This is a genomic window from Mesorhizobium sp. DxT (assembly GCF_058448885.1).
This window is the reverse complement of sequence record NZ_JBZFLJ010000012.1, coordinates 1-17,989: the sequence shown is the minus strand read 5'-3', so window position 1 is coordinate 17,989 and position 17,989 is coordinate 1. Positions and strand designations below refer to the sequence as shown.

The following is a 17,989-nucleotide window of genomic DNA, read 5'->3' as shown; positions in this document are numbered from 1 at the left end:
TCTATCCAATGGGTGATCGGATAGGCCTCGGCCTTCCATGGTCCAGCCTTAGGCGCCGAAGCACCTGCCCCGCCCCGTCTACGATCACCCGGAACCTGAGGTTTCCGTGCCAGAACGTCAGGCGGACCCGCCCGTCATCCTCGCCAGTGCCGCGTTCGAAGCGGGAGGTGATGGATCCGTCGCGGAGCATCGAGGGGACGGCGTCGGGGCGCAGCCGAAGCCCTTCCGCCACCAGTGCGGCGTCGACGGTCACCCCACCGTTCTCGAAAATGACATCCAAGTGGGCCTCAGCCATCGGCCGACCCCGCGTGCGAGGCCGTCGCAACAAGCCAGTCCTCAAGTAGTCGCCGGTCCTCCTTCGAGAAGGAAGACCGGCGCACCAGGTCGGCAAACGTGTCGTCCGGATGGCAGCGTTCGTACTGCCGCGACATCTTCCCCATGATCGCGGCGTCGTGCCTCTGCGCATCTCGACCGTTCGCGCGGGCTGCTTTTCCATCCGGCCCGGTCATCGTCCGCCTCCTGGCCCGGATCCCTCGACATCCGGGCATTGGTGAAGCATTCACGGCTACTTTGCCGCGACCACCTGGCCGAACAGCTCGGCGAACACGGTCTTTGCCTTGCCCGCCTGCTTCACGGTCTTGGCATCCTCGACGTTGATGGGCTGGCCCACTTCGATGAGGGCCACCATGCCCATCGCGTAGTGCGGTGCGCACTTCACGCCATAGACCCCTTCCGCCGCCAGCGTGATCTCGAATGTCTCGTTGAACTTGCTTTTGAAGGCCTCCGCGCCTTCGGGAAGCATTCCCTTGATCGTCTCGACGTTATGGCCCTTGTCAGTCGGCACGAAGCGGATCGTGTCCCCCGGAGCCGCCTTGATGAAGTCGGGCTCGAACACCATGTTGCCCTTCTCGCCCTTGTTCAACATCATGACCTCGAACTCGGCAGCTCCGGCCGCTCCTGCTGCGATGACCGCGGCGCCGAGCGCCAGGGCTGCTATGATCCGTTTCATTTTTCTGTCCTTTCTTGGTACCCGGCTGCGATCGCCGTTGCATTCGTGATACCTTCCCGAGGCGATATGCTGTTTGCGCCAGAGCAAACAGCAGCTAGAAACCGTATCGGAAGCAGTGCCGGAGACCGCTGGAAGCAGGATGACGCTGGACAGGAGCCTTATCGCCGGACTGCCCGCGTTCGCGGATCTGGACGGTCCCGGACTCGACGCCGTACTGGCCCGGGCGCGGTCGTCGCGCTTTCCCAAGGATTCCGAAGTTTTTTCTCAGGGCGGGGAAGCAGCTTCCTTCTTCCTGCTGCTGGCGGGCCACATCAGGGTCGTGCGGACCTCGCCCGAAGGCCACCAGGTGATCGCGCGCTACATCAACGAAGGCGAACTCTTCGGGATCGCCGTGGCGATGGGACGGAGCACTTATCCAGCGTCCGCAGTTGCCGCGGTCGACTGCGTCGTTCTCACCTGGCCCAACGCCGCGTGGCCTGATCTTCAGGCCCGCGTCCCCTCCTTCGCTGCGAGCGCATACCAGACGATCGGCTCGCGGCTGCAGGAGACGCAGGCGCAGGTCATGGAGATGTCGACGCAGCAGGTGGAGCAGCGTATTGCGCATGCCCTGCTACGGATCGTCAGCCAGTCAGGCCGGAAGACTGAACAAGGCATCGAAATCGACTTTCCGATCACGAGGCAGGACATTGCCGAGATGACGGGAACGACGCTTCACACGGTGAGCAGGTTGCTCAGCGCCTGGGAAGACGAAGGCCTCGTGAAGGGCGGGCGTCAGCGGGTCGTCGTGACAAATCCGCACGGCCTCATGGTCGTGGCGGAGAACCGTCGCAGGAAATAGGCCTCGGGCGCCGTCCGCGTTTGGCAGTCATGGCTCTTCGATGAACCTGATGCTGAGGACATGGGCTCGATAGAACGGGAAGTAGTCCGGCGTACCGATGAAGTTTCCTCCTTCGATCCGCGTCGGCAGCATATAGCCATCAAAGGAGCGGAACTCGGAGAGCCTGCCTCCGAATGGCTGGCTCTGGTATTCCTTCTGGGGGTTGGCGTTGCTCCACCGCTGAATGACGACATTGTGGGGTCGCCCTTCCTCGTCGACCGAAACGTCGACCGACTGGACCATGTCGCGATAGCTGACCGTTGCGCGCGCAGTGTCCGGGCCAACGGCTTCCCACTCGACTCCTTTGCCAGGCAGCAGCGCGGCTGGCGCGAAAAAGACGGATTCGGCGACGACGCGTCCGAAGGCCGACCGGGCGTGGTCCGGAGTGCCACCTTCCCGGACAACTGGAATCAACGTCAGCAGCCAGAACCGGACCCACGACCGTGAGCTGTCGAAACCGTCCGACCCTGACAAGGACATCAACCCCGATCCCGCGTCCACCTTCCACACAAATCCGCGCGGGGGCGCGATGACCTGATGGCCCCTCATGGCGAGATAGCGAGGGTCGGACCTGTCGCCAAGGCCGATCTCCCCTTCCATCTCGATTTCCGCGACGGTCCGAAGCGACACGCCCTCTCCGATCGTATAGAGAAAATTGCGACGGGCGGGCTCTGGCAGCCCGTCGACCATGGAGCGATCGAACTCCGCCACATCCTGCACCGAGTCGGACCAGAGCGACTTCCACACGGTGTCAGCGTTCCGCTGATCGGACATGCGCAGCACCGTCAGCGCCGCGACCGCGGCGATCACGACTGCCAACGCCCACCAGACGATTCCTGCCAGGATGACCATCGGCCTGCCTTTCCTTCCCGCAGAGGCCTCCGACGAAGCGCCGTCGCGTCAGATCGGGGTCAAGCAACCGACGCCGCGTGGGTGCCGCCCGCGCTGGCATATTTCGCATAGATGCCCCGGTTGGGACAGAAGTCGGGAATGTCAGTTCGTCCCGCAGCCAGCCAGTCGCGGCAATCGTCGCCGTGACGGCAAAGAACGCAGCGCCAGATCGCGTTCCGCATGTCGTTTTCCGCAGCGAAGCCGCCCTCGGCCATATTGACGCGGCCCCGCGCCATGATCTCGCCGGACTGATCCAGCCTTGCTTGTACCCGTCCCATGATCTTCATCATCTCACCTCGCTCCGGTTGTTTCGAACACCGACGGCCCGCTCACCAGGTCGTCGTTCTTCATGGCTGCCAGAAGCTCGCGCGAGACTGTCTCCTCATAGAGGCGGTGTGCGTCACACGCGTCCGTCAGATTGTGGAACACGCCGATCGGGCAGCCGATGCACAGCATCCGGTGTCGAATGAACACCCGGATCGTGGCAGGCCATCGTCGCATGATCTCATCGACCGTCATGTCCGGGTCGATCGTCAGTGGTGGTTTCACGTCCAGCATCTCCAAAGAACACCATATGACCACCTCGGTGGCGTCCGGACTTTGCGCCGGCGCAAACAAATCGACGGTACGCAGCGTTTCGCGCCAGCCGCGACATCAGCGCACTTGCGATCGGAGGAGCTGGCTCGTAAAAGTGGCTAAAGAGATGCCACTTTTTGGTGACCGCCATGATTCCTGCCGCAAGAGATGCCATCCGACCGCAGCCCGAGCAGCCGCTCGTGCATCCCCTCATGGACCGCGCGTTCATCGGCGCGCTTGTCAGGGACTTCTATTCCCGCGTGCGCGCCGATAGCCGCCTGGGCCCGATATTCGCTTCGGAAATCGACGGCGACTGGGAACCCCACCTGGAGAAAATGACCGACTTCTGGTGCTCGGTGATCCTGAAGAACGGCGCTTACAGCGGCAGACCGGTTCCAGCTCATCTCAAGCTGAAACAGGTGCGGGAGGAGGACTTCGATATCTGGCTCGGCATTTTCAGACAGACGGCAGCAGAAGTCTGCGAGCCGGCGGTCGCTGCCGTCTTTGTCGAGCGCGCCGAGCGCATCGCCCAGAGCCTCAAACTTGCAATGTTCTACCGACTTTCGGCTCCCGGCCCGTCACCCGCGGAGAGCTAGGATGCCCCTTCGCTCCACCGAACCCTTTCCCGACGCCGTGACCGCCTTTGTGGCAACAGCCTGGTTGGGCATGCTCATTGGCGTTTCGTTCCTTGCGACGCCTATTAAGTTTCAGGCTCCTTCACTGGCGCTCCCCAGTGCACTTGAAGTGGGACAAGTGACCTTTGCTGCGTTTTCAAAGGTGGAATGGGGTCTATCTGCGTTCCTCGTCATAGCCACTTTCATTCCAAGAGCACCACGTGCGGAGGTGGTGCTGTCTTTTGCGGCCGTTCTAATCGTTCTGACTCAGGCGCTTTGGCTGCTGCCTGCTCTCGACGCACGTGTCGATGCAGTTCTTTCTGGCCAGCCGATGCCGCCCTCTGCCCATCATCTGCTCTACGCGACGCTGGAAGCGAGCAAGGCAACGGCGCTGGCTGCGGTCGCATTGGTGGCACTATTCAGGCTAGGTTGGCGGGACAAGCCCCAGACGAGCGTGGAATAAGGGATGAAACTGACCCTCTACACCGATTATTCACTGCGCATGCTGATCTTCCTCGCATTGCGCGAAGGGCGATCCACGACTGTGTCCGATGTCGCCGATGCGTACGGTCTCTCACGTAATCACCTTCTGAAGGTCGCGCTGAATCTCGGGCGCCTTGGCTATGTCAGAACGACCCGAGGCCGGTTAGGAGGCATCGCCCTTGCCCAGCGGCCAGAGGACATTAACCTCGGTGATGTCGTGCGCGGAACCGAGGACGGATTCGCGATGGTGGAATGTCAGCGGTCGGATGGCGGGACGTGCGTCATATCGCCGGCGTGCAGGTTGAAGGGCATTGTCGGCAAGGCCGTTGAAGCTTTCCTCGCGGTGTTCGATGCTTATACTCTGGCGGATATCGTCGCAAATCGAACATTGCTCGAAGCGTTGCTGGAAACACCCTCAAACCCACCCAGGGCCGCATGAGGCAGGTTATCCAGTACAGCATGGAGGCAACATGATCGAACAGCTCACGTCCAGCGAGCGGCAGAACGCAGCCATTATCCTTCTCACCCTTGCTGTTGCTGGAGCCGCACTCGCCATACTAGGCCGGAATGACACTCTGGGCGTTCATGGCGTGATTATCATGGTGTTCGCGGGCGCGCTGCTCTATCTGGTTCTTTCTTCCTTCTATGGCCCCGAGCCAAACGAGGACCGGGCCGCATCCTACTACGACGATCCGATCAAGGTCGGCATCGTGCTTTCGATGGCCTGGGCCGTGTTCGGCATGTTCATGGGTGTCTGGGTCGCTGCCCAGTTGGCCTGGCCCGAACTGGCCTTCGACGCCGCATGGTCTTCCTTCGGTCGGCTTCGTCCGGCCCACACCAGCGGCGTGATATTCGGCTTCGGCGGCAATGCGCTGATCGCGACCTCATTCCACGTTGTCCAGAGGACATCGCGTGCGAGGCTAGCGGGACAGGTCAGCCCGTGGTTCGTGCTGCTAGGCTTCAACCTGTTCTGTTTGCTCGCCGTTTCCGGCTACCTCCTCGGCGTGACCCAATCGAAGGAATATGCCGAGGCTGAGTGGTACGCCGACTTGTGGCTGGTGATCGTGTGGGTGACCTACTTCGTCCTCTACATTGCGACGATCGCACGGCGGAAGGAACCGCACATCTACGTCGCCAACTGGTACTTCATGGCCTTCATCCTGGTCGTGGCCATCCTCCATATCGTCAACAATCTGGCGGTCCCGATCTCCTGGGGGCACGCCAAGAGCTACACGATCTGGCCGGGCGTGCAGGACGCGATGGTGCAGTGGTGGTACGGGCACAACGCGGTCGCCTTCTTCCTGACGGCAGGCTTCCTGGGGATGTTGTACTACTACCTGCCCGTGCGGGCACAGCGCCCGATCTTTTCCTATCGGCTTTCGATCCTCAGCTTCTGGGGCATCACCTTCTTCTATATGTGGGCCGGCTCGCATCATCTGCACTACACCGCCCTGCCCCACTGGGTACAGACGCTCGGAATGACCTTCTCGGTCATGCTGCTCGTGCCGTCATGGGCGTCGGCGGGTAACGCGCTGTTGACCCTCAACGGCGCCTGGCACCGGGTGCGGGACGATGCGACGTTGCGCTTCATGATGGCAGCGGCCGTATTCTACGGGCTTTCGACCTTCGAGGGCTCGTTCATGGCGATCCGCCCGGTCAACTCGCTCAGCCACTACACCGACTGGACCGTCGGTCACGTCCACGCAGGGGCGCTCGGGTGGGTAGCGCTCATCACCTTCGGCTCGCTCTACACACTGGTGCCGAGCCTTTGGAAACGCGAGCGCATGTACTCGGCCACGCTGGTCGAGGTCCATTTCTGGCTCGCGATCGCGGGAACCCTGATCTACGTCTTCGCGATGTGGAATTCGGGCATCATCCAGGGGCTGATGTGGAGGACGTACACGGAGGAAGGCGCACTTGCCTATTCGTTCGTCGACAGCCTGGTCGCCATGTATCCCTACTACATCGCCCGCGCCTTCGGAGGCCTTTTGTTCCTCATTGGCACGATCATCGGCTGCTACAACATCTGGATGACGGTCAGGGCGGCCCCGCTCGCCGCCACCCGCTCCGATGCGCCTGTCCAGCCAGCGGCCGTTCCGGGAGAATGACCGATGCCTGAACTCTTCCATCGCAAGCTCGAGCGCTCGGCCATCGGCTTCGTTCTCGCGATCATTGCAGCAGCCAGCGTCGGCGGCATCGTCGAGATTGCGCCGCTGTTCACAATCGACGAGACCGTCGAGGAAGCCCCCGACATGCGGATGTACACGCCGCTCGAACTGGCCGGGCGCAACATCTACGTCCGCGAGGGTTGCTATGCCTGCCACAGCCAGATGATCAGGACGCTGCGCGACGAGGTGGAGCGCTACGGCCCGTATTCGCTGGCGGTGGAGTCGCAGTACGACCGCCCGATGCTGTGGGGCTCGAAACGGACCGGTCCGGACCTTGCCCGCGTCGGCGGCAAGTATTCGGACTTCTGGCACGTTGCGCACCTCAACAATCCGCGGGACGTCGTTCCAGAGTCCAACATGCCCGCCTATCGCTGGCTGGCACGCACGCCGCTCAGGATGGAAGACCTGCCCAAGCATCTGGCGGCGCAGCAATCATTGGGCGTGCCCTACACCGACGAGATGGTGGAGAACGCCGCGCGCGACGCCTACGGCCAGGCCACCCCGGACACCGAATTCGCTTCCGGCGTGACCGAGCGCTACGGCCAAGAAGCCACCATCAGCGCCTTCGACGGCGTCGCCACGCAGGTCACGGAGATGGATGCCCTCGTGGCCTACCTTCAGGTGCTGGGCCGCCTGACCAACGCCGCCTACACGGATACCGCGGCCACCGAGCAGCCATCGGATCCGGAAGACTAAGGAGGCAGACATGGACTTCTCTTACGAAACGCTGGTCGCCTTCTCCAAGAGCTGGGGCCTGTTCTACATGATGGCGTTTTTCCTGGCCGTCTGCGTCTACGCCTTCTGGCCGAAGAACAGGAAGCGGTTCGACCGGGCCAAGCACAGCATCCTCGAACGGGACGACACGCCATGGCGGAAGTAGAACGCGACCCCGTCACTGGACGCGAGACGACGGGCCACGAGTGGAACGGCATCAAGGAACTGGATACGCCTGTTCCTCGCGGGGTGCTGATGTTCCTGATCGTCACCCACGTGTGGGCGATCTTCTGGTGGTTCATGGTGCCTGCCTGGCCACTTGGCGTAACCTATACGAAGGGCCTGCTCGGTATCGACCAACAGACGACGGTCGAGGCGCGGCTCCTCGACGGCCAGCAGCAGCGTTCAGCCTGGACGACGCGGCTGGAGAACGAGCCCTACGACACGATCCTCGCTGACGAGGCATTGATGCGGACCGTGCGCGACACAGGGCGGCAGCTGTTCGGTGACAACTGCGCTGCGTGCCACGGCCGCGACGGCAGGGGCCGCGCCAACTATCCCGACCTGACGGACGATGACTGGCTGTGGGGTGGCGGCCCGGAGCTGATCGAGCAGACGATGCGCGTCGGCATCAACACTGCGCATCCAGAAAGCCGGGTCGCCCAGATGCCAGCCTTTGGCCGCGACGAGATGCTCGACCGCGAGCAGGTCCGCAGCGTCGCCGCCTATGTCTACTCGTTGACGCACCCCGACTATTCGACTCCGGCGAACCTCGATCGCATCAACGCGGGCCGCGAAGTCTTCGCCACCACCTGCGCGGCCTGTCACGGCGAGAGCGCGCAGGGAGACGTGGAAGTCGGCGCGCCGAACCTGACCGATGCCTACTGGGTCTATGGCGGCGATCTCGATACGATCATCGCCTCCGTCCATGGCGGCCGTCAGGGTCACATGCCCACCTGGGACGAGCGCCTGAGCACGGCTGAGATCAGGACGCTGGCAGTCTACGTCCACGATCTCGGGACGGCGCAGCCATGAGGGGACGCGCGCGGCTCCCCGGCGGATGGCTGCCATGGGTCCTTGTCCCGGCGGGTCTTCTGCTCTTCGCTGGCGCGAACGCTCACCTCGTCTACGTCGCGTTCCAGTCGCAGCCGGAATGTGTCGAACATCTGAAGTCCGCCGACGGCGACGGTGGCTACCGCGCCGCCAAGTCGGCCTGCTGAGGGAGGAAATCATGGGCGAAGCCGACAAGGGATACTGGCTGCTCAGCGAGACGTCTGGCATCGGCGAGACGCATGACCCAGCCCTTCAGCGCGACCTGCCTCTGCTCGAGGGACGACGCTGGCTTGCCGCCGGGTGGCGTGATTTCTGGAACGGCGCCTCATCGAGCCTTGCCTACGGCCTGGGGGTGTTCGTGCTGTCCGTACTCTTCGTCTGGACGCTCGTCGGCTTCGGCAGGGATTATATCCTGTTCCCGGCGCTTGCGGGGTTCCTGATCGTCGCCCCCTTCCTTGCCATCGGGCTCTACGAGAAGAGCCGCGCGATCGGGGAAAACAGGCCAATCACACTCGGATCGATGCTGCGCGTCAGGCCAAGGGCCGGTGCGCAGGTGTTCTTCACCGGGCTCCTGCTCAGCCTTGTGATGCTGCTGTGGACGCGCGCCGCCGTCCTGCTCTGGTCGCTGTTCTTCGGGGTCACCGCCTTCCCGGGCCTCGAGCATGTCGTCGGCATCCTGCTTGGCACGCCCTCCGGCTGGGCGATGCTCGTCATCGGCACGGCCATAGGCGGCCTGTTCGCCGCATTCGCCTTCTCGGTCAGCGTCTTTGCCGTCCCCATGCTGCTTGATCGCCGCGTCGACGCGCTCACCGCCATGGGCACGAGCATGAAGCTCGTCTGGAACAACCTGCCAACCATGATCGCCTGGGGAGCCATGGTCCTGGTGCTCTTCGCTGCCTGCGTGGCGACGGGACTGGTCGGCATGATCGTCATCTTCCCGCTTCTCGGGCACGCTACATGGCATGCCTACAAGGCAGTGGCGCGCCCGGAGGAATGAGCCTTGAGCTGCTGCGCGCCCGGAACCGAAGGGGCCCTCGAAATCGGACCTGCCCGCCTTCTCGATGACCGCGAGATCCTTCTCGCCAGTCGCGATCTCGGCGACGGCACGTTGCAGACCGACCTGTCCGTTCCGGCAGCGCACTGCGCCGGATGCATCCGGACCATCGAAGGAACGCTCGCGAGACTGGAGGGCGTCGTTTCTGCACGGGTCAACCTGACCGCCAGACGCGTCGTCGTGAAATGGAGGCGAGAAACTGGCGTACCTCCGCTGATCGATGTCCTGCGCGGCGCGGGATACGACGCCAGCCTGACGGAGGTTGAGGACAGTGCCGCCGATCCCGAGATGGCGCGGCTCCTGCGGGCTAGTGCCGTGGCGGGCTTCGCGGCAATGAACATCATGCTACTATCCGTCTCGGTCTGGTCAGGTGCTGGCAACGAGACGCGGCAAGCCTTCCATATGATCTCGGCCGCGCTAGCCCTTCCCGCGCTGATCTATTCGGGACGCATCTTCTTTCTGTCTGCCTGGAGCGCTTTGCGCGTCGGACGCACCAACATGGACGTGCCGATCAGCGTCGGCGTGCTGCTCGCATTTTTTATGAGCCTCTACGATACCGTGGCGGGAGGCCCGCACGCCTATTTCGACGCGTTGACCTCGCTACTGTTTTTTCTGCTGGCCGGACGGACCGTCGACCGGGCGATGCGCGGACGTGCCCGTGACGCGGTCAGGTCGCTCGCCAGGATGATGCCGCGCGGGGCGACGGTGGTCGCGCCGGACGGCGGCCGCGAGTATCGTGAGACCTCGGCGATCAGAGCCGGGGAAACTGTTCTCGTTCTTGCCGGCGAACGGGTGCCCGTCGACGGAACCGTCGTGTCGGGCTCCGCTTCGCTGGACCTGTCGATCGTGACCGGCGAGTCCGCCGCTGAACAGGTCGGTCCGGGATCGCAGATCCTGTCGGGTTCGCTCAACCTCGACGGGCCGCTGACCGTAATCGTGGACCGTCAGCAGAAGGATTCGTTCCTCTCCGACATGGTGCGGCTGATGGAGGCGGCCGAAGGCGGCAGGGCGCGCTACCGCCGCATCGCCGACCGGGCCGCCTCGCTCTACTCCCCTGTCGTCCATGGCGTCGCCTTTTCGGCCTTCCTTGCATGGCTCTGGGCCACCGGGGACGTGCACAGGTCGCTGACGATCGCCATCGCAGTCCTGATCATCACGTGCCCGTGTGCGTTGGGGCTCGCAGTTCCGATAGTCCACGCGGTCGCAGCGCGGCGGCTGTTCTCGTTCGGAGTGACGCTCAAGGACGGGGCTGCGCTGGAACGGCTGGCGGAGGTCGACCACGTCGTCCTAGACAAGACTGGCACGCTGACGGAGGGAATGGCCCGGGTGACGTCATTCACCGTGCCCGAGCGCGAACTGGGGGCCGCCGCCGCGCTTGCCCGAATGTCGCGGCATCCTGCCTCGCGGGCAGTGGCCGCGCTTGCGCCCGCGCCTTCGCTGATCGTCGAGGACGTGCGCGAGACGCCAGGAAACGGCATCGAAGGCAGAATAGCGGGCCGAACCTACAGGCTTGGCCGCCAGGACTGGGTTGGTGCTTCAGCTGCCAGCCAAGTTCCTGCCGCGTCCTGGCTCTCCGTCGACGGTCGCGTGCTGGGCGGCTTCGAGATCGCCGACACGCTGCGGCCCAGCGCCTGCGAAGCGGTGAGGCAGCTGCGTCGGCTCGGACTCTCTGCAGAAATCCTGTCGGGCGACGACGAGGAGGCGGTCGCCGAGGCGGCAAGTACCGTGGGGATCGATCAGGCGAAGGGACGCATGCTTCCCCGCGACAAGGTCGCTCGCCTCGAAGCCCTCGCATCTCATGGCCGCAAGATCCTCATGGTCGGCGACGGGCTCAACGATGCCCCCGCTCTCGGCGCGGCCCACGTTTCGATGGCCCCCTCGTCGGCAGCCGATGTCGGCCGGAACGCAGCCGATTTGGTCTTCCTTGGCTCCAGTCTCAACAGCGTGCCGGAGGCGATCGTGGTCGCGCGCCAGGCGAAGCGGCTAGCTACGCAGAATATCGGGCTCTCGATCGCCTATAATGCGATGGCACTGCCGCTTGCGCTCGCAGGATACGTGACCCCCCTTGTTGCCGCGGTGGCAATGTCGACTTCGTCGGTTCTGGTCGTCGCCAACGCACTGCGCCTTGCAGGGCGAGGCGGAGCGCCATCACGCGACAGGACCGCCTGGAAGTCGCTTCGGCTTTCGGAGGCGACATGAGCCTGTTGTCGTGGCTGGTCCCGGTTGCACTGGGCATGGGGCTTGTTGGCCTGATCGCATTCCTGTGGTCAATGAGGAGTGGGCAGCTGGAAGACCTGGACGGCGCGGCCGAGCGAGTTTTGCTGCACGAGATAGACGACGCACCGCTACGGGATCGGAACGATCTTGAGCGGACCAACGTTGCCGAAGCACGGAGCGAATGATGCGCGAGCGTACCGACAGGAAATTCGATTGGGTGGCGGCGCTCGCATTCGGTTCGGGCGTAGCCGTGATGATACCGAGCATGATCGCTCTGGCAGTCGCGTCGGTGGCTGTGCTCGCTCTGCTGTTCTGAGACTACAGCAACACGCACAGCTGCCTCCGGATGCGCCGGAATCGTGGGCCAGGTCATTGCAAGCAGCGTTGCCTGCGTTATTGTGGAACTTGGAAACACTTGAGTTCGTGCTGTGCCCACTTCTCGAATGGACAGGACATCATCGCGGACCCGCATCCGGTTCATGAACCACGCGGGTAGCCTTATCGCATGCATCTAGCCCTGGCGCGGCCGCAAGGCCGTCGACCGGGGGCCGGAAATCCAACCAAGTCAAAAATTCGGTTCTGATTTCCGGGTCCGCCGCCGCTGGCCCGGTGGAGATGCATGATGATCGACAGACGCCCCAGCCGCATGTGCGCGGCTTCCAAACTCGCCGTCCGCAGGAGGCGGACATGAGGGTTCTCATCGTAGGCAGCGGGGTCATCGGCGTGACATCTGCGTGGTATCTGGCGCGCGCCGGACACGAAGTCACCGTCCTCGACCGGCAGCCGGGTCCCGCACTGGAAACGAGCTACGCCAATGCTGGTGAGGTGTCGCCTGGCTATTCCTCACCGTGGGCGGGGCCCGGAGTGCCCCTGAAGGCGATCAGTTGGCTCCTGATGAAGCACGGCCCTCTCGCCATCCGTCCCCGGTTCGATCCGGCGATGTGGTCGTGGGTTTTGCAGATGCTCGCCAACTGCACGTCGCGGCGCTACGCCGTGAACAAGGCGCGCATGGTGCCGATCGCGGAGTACAGCCGTGACTGCCTTCGCGAGTTGAGGGCTACAACCGCCATCGAATACGACGAGCGATCGCAGGGTACCCTGCAGCTGTTCCGCACCCAGAAGCAACTCGACGGAATCGTCGGCGACGTCGAGGTCCTCAAGCAGTTCGGGGTTGATTTCACTGTCCTTGCCCCATCGGGCTGTGTCGCCGCGGAACCGGCGCTCGCGCGGGTGACGGAGAAGTTCGTTGGGGGCCTGCGGCTTCCCGGCGACGAGACCGGAGATTGCCGCGTCTTTACCGAGAAGCTGGCGGCTCTCGCCTCCGCCGCGGTCGATTTCCGTTTTGGCGTCTCGGTCCAGGGACTTGTCCACGAAGGCGGCAGGGTCACGGGCGTCCAGACCGCCGGCGGGCTGCTTACGGCGGACGCAGTCGTCGTCGCTGCCGGAAGCCATTCTCCGCGATTACTCGCCCCCGTCGGCGTGCATGTTCCTGTCTATCCGGTGAAAGGCTACTCGCTGACCATACCCGTGACTGATGCCACTGCCGCGCCTGTATCGACGGTGATGGATGAGACCTACAAGATCGCCATCACGCGCCTGAGCGGCCGCATCCGCGTCGGTGGAACTGCCGAGATATCGGGCTTCGATCTGTCCTTGCCGCCCTCCCGCCGCAGGCCGCTCGAACATTCGGTTACCGACCTGTTCCCGGGGGCGGGCGACGTTGCTGCCGCATCTTTCTGGTGTGGGTTGAGACCAATGACCCCGGACGGCCCGCCGATCATCGGCGCCACGTCCATCCCTGGGCTCTACGTCAACACCGGACATGGAACGCTCGGTTGGACGATGGCGTGCGGCTCGGGACGCGTTCTCGCGGACCTCGTCTCGGACAAGGTTCCCGATATCGACGTATCGGACCTCAATCCCGCACGGTACCGCTCATGAGCGCGCGGGCGATGCGGGCGCGTGCGGTCCCCACGGTCGATTTCGAGGCGATCGTTCCGCCTGCCGGTTGCTGTCGAACTGACAAAGTCGGCTGACGGTCCCGCCGTGGTGACGGCAAACGGCTATGGAGCCGGAGCGCCCGAAGTCGCGACAGCGCTACAAGGGTCCGGGTGCGAGACCTACTTCGTCGGTCTTTGGAAGAGAGCTTCCATTATAGGGAGGCGACCGATTTCAGCTCCCGCGTTGTCCTCTTGAACGGTACGCCTCCGGTTGCCGAGAACGAGTTCCTGCGATCGGTCCCGATTCCAGCCACCGAGACATGGTCCGGCATCACGGCGGGCATCGCTGCGCCAACGGCGGCAACGGGCGGAACCAGCCAGACCATACGCGTTGATCTCTGCGCGCACGTGATATGAGGCACGATCTCGACGCCTGGTCGCTTGCCGAGCTGACGGCTAGCTATGCGGAACTGCAACACCATCACTTCGCGTCGGAAGGGCGCGCTTTTGCTTGAATGTTCCGCGGTCGGGCTTCGCAACATCACACCAAACCGCACCGAACTCATCCGCTGGCAAAGGCTTGGAGAAATAATACCCTTGGGCGTATCTGCACCCCCATTCTTGCAACAGGCGTGCCTGCTCAGCGGTCTCCACCCCTTCTGCTACGACATCTATTCCCATGTTTAGCGCCAGATGGATCATCGATTTTACAATCGCCGTCCCGGTGCCGCTCTGGCCGAGATCGCTGACAAAAGATCGATCGATCTTGATTTCGTTCACCGGGAGTCGCTGAAGGTGCGTGAGTGATGCAAAGCCGGTGCCGAAATCGTCGAGCGACACCCGAACGCCATGCCTCTGCAATTGCTCCAAGCATTGGCGCGTCTTTGGGGCGAGCTCGTCCACCAGCACACGTTCAGTAATTTCGACAGTGAGCTGGTGTGGTTTGACGGATTTACGCTCAAGCTTCCGCAGCAGCGAGCGCGCTAGCCCCTCCTGCATTAGCATTTCGCCCGAGAGATTGATCGAGATGCTTCCCACCGAGGCAGGCCATGGCCCCCATTCACGTAGGTCAGAAAGCACGAGCGCCATCATTTGGTCGTTGATCAACTTGCTGAGCTTGGGAGCGTCAAGTGCAGCCCATATAGACGCAGGGGAGAGTATCCCATCGGTGGGATGGTCGACCCGAAGCAGAGCCTCAGCGCCAGCCACCTTGCCAGATCTGAAATCGATCATGGGCTGGTAGTAGGGAACCAACCAGCGAGACCTGAGTGCCTGTCTGGCGAGTTCCAGCTGATCGGCACGCTCGTTGATAGTGCGCTGAAGAGCAGGCGTGAACAACCTGGCTGGTTGTTTGCTGTCTTCCTTGGCTGCGTACAGTGCCATTTTTGCGCGGCGGATCAAATCGTCGCAACGATCACCAACCAACGACCGGGCGCAACCGATACGGACTCCAACATTGCGCGTTCTTGTGTTCCGATCCATTCGATGCTCGAGTTCGCGGGCGAGCTTGACCGCAAACGGCTGCAAGCCGGCTTCACCAATGGGCACGTGAAGCATCACCACGAACTGGTCGCCCGCAATCCGCCCAATCACATCGGTTTCAGATAGGCACTTGCGCAGAAGAATCGCAAAGAGCCGGAGGACCGCATCCCCCGTCTCATGACCAAAGCGATCGTTCAGGTGCCGGAAGCCAGAGAGATCTACGACCAGAAGTTCGACGGGACCGCAAACTCGGGACTCCTGTAGCAAGCGCGCCAACTCTTCTTCAACAGACCGCCTGTTCGCAAGCCGCGTCAAATCGTCAACATAAGCCTGCCTGTGAAGCCGCTCAGTGGCCAATTCAAGGTCGTGGATGTCTTCCACTGCACCATACCATTTGACGATCTGGCCATTCTCATCGCGTCTCGGCGTTGCCCGAGCTCGAACCCATCGATAGGTGTGGTCGTCCAGGCGTATGCGATACTTCAGGTCCGCCGGCTCACCGGTTTGAAGCCTTTCCGCCCAATAGCCCCTTACGCGGTCAACGTCCTCAGGATGGAGAGCCTGGAACCACCCATGACCAATGGCACTTTCCACCGGCAAGCCGGTCGCTTCCTTCCAACGCGACGACAAACTCAATATCCGCCCCTGCGGATCGGCAGTCCATGGGATCTGCGGGTTGTGCTCGACTGTGTGGCGATAATGTTCTTCGCTTTCCCGAAGGGCCTGCGCTGTTCGCGCCTTGTCGATGGCTACGGATGCCAAGCGCCGCAGATTGTCGAGGTTCTTGAGCTCATCCTCCCGGGGGGCACGCTCCTCGCAGAAATAGAAGCCGAACGTTGCGAGCACATCACCATCGGGCCCATATACCGGCAGCGACCAGCAAGCCTTGATGCCAAGTGGTGTGAATGCTTCTCGCCAATCATCCCATAAAGGATCGGTCGCGATACATTCTGAAACGACATCGCGCTTCTCGAAAGCCGCAGTGCCGCAGGAGCCGACACCAGTTCCGACCTTCGTGCCGGGTATCAACGAATGAACAGTGTCAGGAAGAAATGGGGCCGCACCACCGGTGAATTCTGTGCCACCGTCGTTCAGGAGGAGAACCGTACAACGACTGCCTGGCAGCTGCTCTTCGCCCAGCGTACAAAGTTCTTCTAGGATGGAGAAAACGTCGTCGCCGGCAGCGACCTTGTTGAGGATCTCGGCCTGAGCACGATCTCTCGTCTGCATGGCGACCAGATCATGTATATCAGTCGAGCAACCGATCCACTGCCCGTCGCTATCTGCAACCGGATTGGCGCGCACCATGTGCCAGCGATACTGCCCATTCTTATGGCGAAACCGCAGTTGGATTTGATAGGCCGGATTCTGACCATTGGCCTGTGGCGGCCAGATCGCTCCAAGAGCAGCAAGATCATCGGGGTGGACCATCTGGGCCCATCCCTTTCCAAGTGACGCGGTGCACGTGAGACCGGTGTATTCACACCACGCATCATTAACGAATTCAACATTGCCGTTGGGATCGGACAGCCAAACGAAGCCGGGCACTGAATGTGTGAGGACATCGAATAAGCGGTCTTTTTGCGCCATCTCGGTATTCGTCCTCATGGAAGCGAACATAGTGAGAGCCCTGCGGTCCATTTACCTCTCGGGCTAACCTGTTTCGGTTAAAATCATATTGCGTTGGGGAGAATGATCTTGCAATTTATTGAACGTCTCCGGTGCTTGATTTGACGCGAGCCCTGAGAGATGCCCTATCGGCTCAAGCGCAATTGTGTTTCTGCCCAGCTTCTTCGCCCGATATAGCGCGCGATCGACAGACGCAAAGACAACCTTTGCGTCTGCAGGCCCCGAGAAGAGCCCAAGACCTACAGAGACGGTGACAATGCCGTGGGGATGGTTTCCATCGTGCTTTACGACTTCTTGGCGAATGTGCTGCAAAATTGCCTGATGGAAAGAGAGTGCTGCGTGGTCGTCATCAGATACGCACGTGACAGCAAATTCTTCTCCGCCGATACGATATGCCGAGGCTGTATTGCTGTCGCAAGCATGACGCAATATCTCGCCAATCCTCTCAAGGACAGCATCTCCGGCCGCATGACCATAGCTGTCATTGTACGACTTGAACTGATCCACATCGACCAGTGCAAATGACTTCGTGCGGCCATGCTCGGTGGAAGCCATGAATTCGGGGAGTTCGTTGGCGTATGCACGCCGGTTAAGTAACCCGGTCAACACGTCGATCCGCGCGCTCCATGCTTCTGTCACATCGCTGAATATCCAGATTCTGCTGTAGCCGCCGCCACCGTCTTCCAGGGCAACGCTGCGCCTGTTGAAGACCCGTCCATCCTTGAAGGTCAGTTCGTCTTCGGAGAATTCGGAACTTTCATAGAGCTGTTCCACGAGGGCCACGAACGACGTTGGATCGTCAAGTTGGCTTACAACGTGATCAAGCATGGCAATGTCGCCGTCCTTGGCGACATCGTGGGGGATACGCCACAGCCGTTCGAACGCCTCGTTGAAGTAGAGCACTTCACGATTGTGTCCGATAATCAGAACACCATCCGGTAGAAGGTCCAGCGTCCGACGCATAAGTACGTAGGCAGTCTGGACGTTCTGCGTGTTGTTTGTCAGTTCAGCCACGGTGATCGCCAAACATCTCGGTACGCTAGGTGCAGCAGTTTGTGACAGCCGGGTTGAGATTCTTTTAAATTAGAAGGAAGGAATCTATAGTTATTGCGCGGCAAGATGGGGGCAGACCGGTCGAGCCCTGTCGGCACATCTATTTGATTTGGCGGTCTCAAGGTTGCGTATTGTGAATAGCCCCTAGATTTGTGGACGCCTTCTTCCCTAAATTTGAGGCAAGGAGGCCATGATGGGGACCGGCAATTTCAGTGACGAGTTCAAGCGC

Annotated in this window: 22 protein-coding genes; 14 read left to right on the top strand and 8 right to left on the bottom strand. The window is 62.0% G+C overall.

Going from position 1 to position 17,989, the window contains the following annotated elements; all coding sequences use genetic code 11:
- Position 1: 1 nt before the first annotated feature.
- Genes ACVJNE_RS20250 through ACVJNE_RS20240 form a run of 3 tightly spaced genes read right to left on the bottom strand, consistent with a single transcriptional unit; the run spans position 2 to position 1,009 of the window.
- Complete coding sequence (locus ACVJNE_RS20250) at positions 2–295, bottom strand: DUF6522 family protein (protein ID WP_499568527.1); 294 nt, start codon at positions 293–295, stop codon at positions 2–4.
- Positions 288–509, bottom strand: a complete 222-nt coding sequence (locus tag ACVJNE_RS20245; RefSeq protein ID WP_499568525.1) for a hypothetical protein — start codon at positions 507–509, stop codon at positions 288–290. Before ACVJNE_RS20245 ends, ACVJNE_RS20250 begins: the two co-directional genes overlap by 8 nt.
- 56 nt (positions 510–565) lie before the next feature.
- Positions 566–1,009 carry a pseudoazurin gene (locus ACVJNE_RS20240; protein WP_499568523.1) on the bottom strand — a complete coding sequence of 148 codons (444 nt, stop codon included), beginning with the start codon at positions 1,007–1,009 and terminating at the stop codon, positions 566–568.
- Between the two features lie 139 nt (positions 1,010–1,148).
- On the opposite strand from ACVJNE_RS20240, the gene ACVJNE_RS20235 reads away from it, so the two are divergent.
- The gene (locus tag ACVJNE_RS20235) at positions 1,149–1,847 is read left to right on the top strand and encodes a Crp/Fnr family transcriptional regulator (protein WP_499568521.1); all 699 of its coding nucleotides are present in this window, start codon (positions 1,149–1,151) and stop codon (positions 1,845–1,847) included.
- A gap of 27 nt (positions 1,848–1,874) precedes the next feature.
- On the opposite strand, the gene ACVJNE_RS20230 is transcribed toward ACVJNE_RS20235, so the two are convergent.
- From ACVJNE_RS20230 to ACVJNE_RS20220, 3 genes are read right to left on the bottom strand one after another with little or no spacing between them, the layout of a single operon-like run.
- Complete coding sequence (locus ACVJNE_RS20230) at positions 1,875–2,738, bottom strand: DUF6544 family protein (RefSeq protein ID WP_499568520.1); 864 nt, start codon at positions 2,736–2,738, stop codon at positions 1,875–1,877.
- A gap of 59 nt (positions 2,739–2,797) precedes the next feature.
- Positions 2,798–3,067, bottom strand: a complete 270-nt coding sequence (locus ACVJNE_RS20225; protein WP_499568518.1) for a DUF6455 family protein — start codon at positions 3,065–3,067, stop codon at positions 2,798–2,800.
- A 1-nt stretch (position 3,068) separates the two neighbouring features.
- Positions 3,069–3,335 carry a DUF1858 domain-containing protein gene (locus ACVJNE_RS20220; protein WP_499568516.1) on the bottom strand — a complete coding sequence of 89 codons (267 nt, stop codon included), beginning with the start codon at positions 3,333–3,335 and terminating at the stop codon, positions 3,069–3,071.
- A 167-nt stretch (positions 3,336–3,502) separates the two neighbouring features.
- Between ACVJNE_RS20220 and ACVJNE_RS20215 the strand changes: the two genes are divergently transcribed.
- The 13 genes from ACVJNE_RS20215 to ACVJNE_RS20155 all read left to right on the top strand — a co-directional run bounded on the left by ACVJNE_RS20215 (position 3,503) and on the right by ACVJNE_RS20155 (position 13,597).
- Positions 3,503–3,949 carry a group III truncated hemoglobin gene (locus tag ACVJNE_RS20215; RefSeq protein ID WP_499568515.1) on the top strand — a complete coding sequence of 149 codons (447 nt, stop codon included), beginning with the start codon at positions 3,503–3,505 and terminating at the stop codon, positions 3,947–3,949.
- A 1-nt stretch (position 3,950) separates the two neighbouring features.
- Entirely contained in the window at positions 3,951–4,430 is a 480-nt protein-coding gene (locus tag ACVJNE_RS20210) for a DUF4149 domain-containing protein (protein ID WP_499568513.1), read from the top strand.
- A 3-nt stretch (positions 4,431–4,433) separates the two neighbouring features.
- A complete protein-coding gene (locus ACVJNE_RS20205; RefSeq protein ID WP_499568511.1) occupies positions 4,434–4,889 on the top strand; it encodes an Rrf2 family transcriptional regulator in 456 nt (151 codons plus the stop codon).
- Between the two features lie 34 nt (positions 4,890–4,923).
- Complete coding sequence (gene ccoN, locus ACVJNE_RS20200) at positions 4,924–6,558, top strand: cytochrome-c oxidase, cbb3-type subunit I (protein ID WP_499568725.1); 1,635 nt, start codon at positions 4,924–4,926, stop codon at positions 6,556–6,558.
- Between the two features lie 3 nt (positions 6,559–6,561).
- Positions 6,562–7,314, top strand: a complete 753-nt coding sequence (gene ccoO, locus ACVJNE_RS20195) for a cytochrome-c oxidase, cbb3-type subunit II (RefSeq protein WP_499568509.1) — start codon at positions 6,562–6,564, stop codon at positions 7,312–7,314.
- 10 nt (positions 7,315–7,324) lie between these two features.
- Positions 7,325–7,498, top strand: coding sequence for a cbb3-type cytochrome c oxidase subunit 3 (locus ACVJNE_RS20190; protein ID WP_499568508.1), 174 nt, complete (start codon positions 7,325–7,327; stop codon positions 7,496–7,498).
- Positions 7,486–8,367 (top strand): cytochrome-c oxidase, cbb3-type subunit III, encoded by an 882-nt coding sequence (gene ccoP / locus ACVJNE_RS20185; protein ID WP_499568506.1) that lies wholly within the window; start codon positions 7,486–7,488, stop codon positions 8,365–8,367. The genes ACVJNE_RS20190 and ccoP overlap by 13 nt, the downstream gene beginning before the upstream one ends.
- Positions 8,364–8,552, top strand: coding sequence for a hypothetical protein (locus ACVJNE_RS20180; protein ID WP_173193991.1), 189 nt, complete (start codon positions 8,364–8,366; stop codon positions 8,550–8,552). The genes ccoP and ACVJNE_RS20180 overlap by 4 nt, the downstream gene beginning before the upstream one ends.
- 11 nt (positions 8,553–8,563) lie before the next feature.
- Complete coding sequence (locus ACVJNE_RS20175; protein WP_499568504.1) at positions 8,564–9,382, top strand: DUF2189 domain-containing protein; 819 nt, start codon at positions 8,564–8,566, stop codon at positions 9,380–9,382.
- A gap of 3 nt (positions 9,383–9,385) precedes the next feature.
- Positions 9,386–11,638, top strand: a complete 2,253-nt coding sequence (locus ACVJNE_RS20170; RefSeq protein ID WP_499568503.1) for a heavy metal translocating P-type ATPase — start codon at positions 9,386–9,388, stop codon at positions 11,636–11,638.
- The gene (gene ccoS / locus ACVJNE_RS20165) at positions 11,635–11,841 is read left to right on the top strand and encodes a cbb3-type cytochrome oxidase assembly protein CcoS (RefSeq protein WP_499568501.1); all 207 of its coding nucleotides are present in this window, start codon (positions 11,635–11,637) and stop codon (positions 11,839–11,841) included. Before ACVJNE_RS20170 ends, ccoS begins: the two co-directional genes overlap by 4 nt.
- Entirely contained in the window at positions 11,841–11,972 is a 132-nt protein-coding gene (locus ACVJNE_RS20160; protein WP_499568500.1) for a hypothetical protein, read from the top strand. Before ccoS ends, ACVJNE_RS20160 begins: the two co-directional genes overlap by 1 nt.
- A gap of 371 nt (positions 11,973–12,343) precedes the next feature.
- Positions 12,344–13,597, top strand: a complete 1,254-nt coding sequence (locus ACVJNE_RS20155; protein WP_499568498.1) for a D-amino acid dehydrogenase — start codon at positions 12,344–12,346, stop codon at positions 13,595–13,597.
- 455 nt (positions 13,598–14,052) lie between these two features.
- Here ACVJNE_RS20155 and ACVJNE_RS20150 read toward each other — a convergent pair whose 3' ends face one another.
- Positions 14,053–16,668: an EAL domain-containing protein gene (locus ACVJNE_RS20150; protein WP_499568496.1), complete on the bottom strand. Its 2,616-nt coding sequence runs from the start codon at positions 16,666–16,668 to the stop codon at positions 14,053–14,055.
- Positions 16,669–16,731: 63 nt separating this feature from the next.
- Positions 16,732–17,721: a GGDEF domain-containing protein gene (locus ACVJNE_RS20145; RefSeq protein ID WP_499568494.1), complete on the bottom strand. Its 990-nt coding sequence runs from the start codon at positions 17,719–17,721 to the stop codon at positions 16,732–16,734.
- Between the last annotated feature and the right edge of the window lie 268 nt (positions 17,722–17,989).

Bases quoted from the DNA above. Each gene is read 5' to 3' on its own strand.
- ccoS (WP_499568501.1), top strand. From the start codon at position 11,635: ATGAGCCTGTTGTCGTGGCTGGTCCCGGTTGCACTGGGCATGGGGCTT.
- ACVJNE_RS20180 (WP_173193991.1), top strand. From the start codon at position 8,364: ATGAGGGGACGCGCGCGGCTCCCCGGCGGATGGCTGCCATGGGTCCTT.
- ACVJNE_RS20220 (WP_499568516.1), bottom strand. From the start codon at position 3,335: ATGCTGGACGTGAAACCACCACTGACGATCGACCCGGACATGACGGTC.
- ccoO (WP_499568509.1), top strand. From the start codon at position 6,562: ATGCCTGAACTCTTCCATCGCAAGCTCGAGCGCTCGGCCATCGGCTTC.
- ACVJNE_RS20205 (WP_499568511.1), top strand. From the start codon at position 4,434: ATGAAACTGACCCTCTACACCGATTATTCACTGCGCATGCTGATCTTC.
- ccoP (WP_499568506.1), top strand. From the start codon at position 7,486: ATGGCGGAAGTAGAACGCGACCCCGTCACTGGACGCGAGACGACGGGC.
- ACVJNE_RS20155 (WP_499568498.1), top strand. From the start codon at position 12,344: ATGAGGGTTCTCATCGTAGGCAGCGGGGTCATCGGCGTGACATCTGCG.
- ACVJNE_RS20190 (WP_499568508.1), top strand. From the start codon at position 7,325: ATGGACTTCTCTTACGAAACGCTGGTCGCCTTCTCCAAGAGCTGGGGC.
- ACVJNE_RS20245 (WP_499568525.1), bottom strand. From the start codon at position 509: ATGACCGGGCCGGATGGAAAAGCAGCCCGCGCGAACGGTCGAGATGCG.
- ACVJNE_RS20225 (WP_499568518.1), bottom strand. From the start codon at position 3,067: ATGATGAAGATCATGGGACGGGTACAAGCAAGGCTGGATCAGTCCGGC.
- ACVJNE_RS20150 (WP_499568496.1), bottom strand. From the start codon at position 16,668: ATGGCGCAAAAAGACCGCTTATTCGATGTCCTCACACATTCAGTGCCC.
- ACVJNE_RS20160 (WP_499568500.1), top strand. From the start codon at position 11,841: ATGCGCGAGCGTACCGACAGGAAATTCGATTGGGTGGCGGCGCTCGCA.
- ACVJNE_RS20235 (WP_499568521.1), top strand. From the start codon at position 1,149: ATGACGCTGGACAGGAGCCTTATCGCCGGACTGCCCGCGTTCGCGGAT.
- ACVJNE_RS20240 (WP_499568523.1), bottom strand. From the start codon at position 1,009: ATGAAACGGATCATAGCAGCCCTGGCGCTCGGCGCCGCGGTCATCGCA.
- ACVJNE_RS20175 (WP_499568504.1), top strand. From the start codon at position 8,564: ATGGGCGAAGCCGACAAGGGATACTGGCTGCTCAGCGAGACGTCTGGC.
- ACVJNE_RS20215 (WP_499568515.1), top strand. From the start codon at position 3,503: ATGATTCCTGCCGCAAGAGATGCCATCCGACCGCAGCCCGAGCAGCCG.
- ACVJNE_RS20250 (WP_499568527.1), bottom strand. From the start codon at position 295: ATGGCTGAGGCCCACTTGGATGTCATTTTCGAGAACGGTGGGGTGACC.
- ACVJNE_RS20230 (WP_499568520.1), bottom strand. From the start codon at position 2,738: ATGGTCATCCTGGCAGGAATCGTCTGGTGGGCGTTGGCAGTCGTGATC.
- ACVJNE_RS20210 (WP_499568513.1), top strand. From the start codon at position 3,951: ATGCCCCTTCGCTCCACCGAACCCTTTCCCGACGCCGTGACCGCCTTT.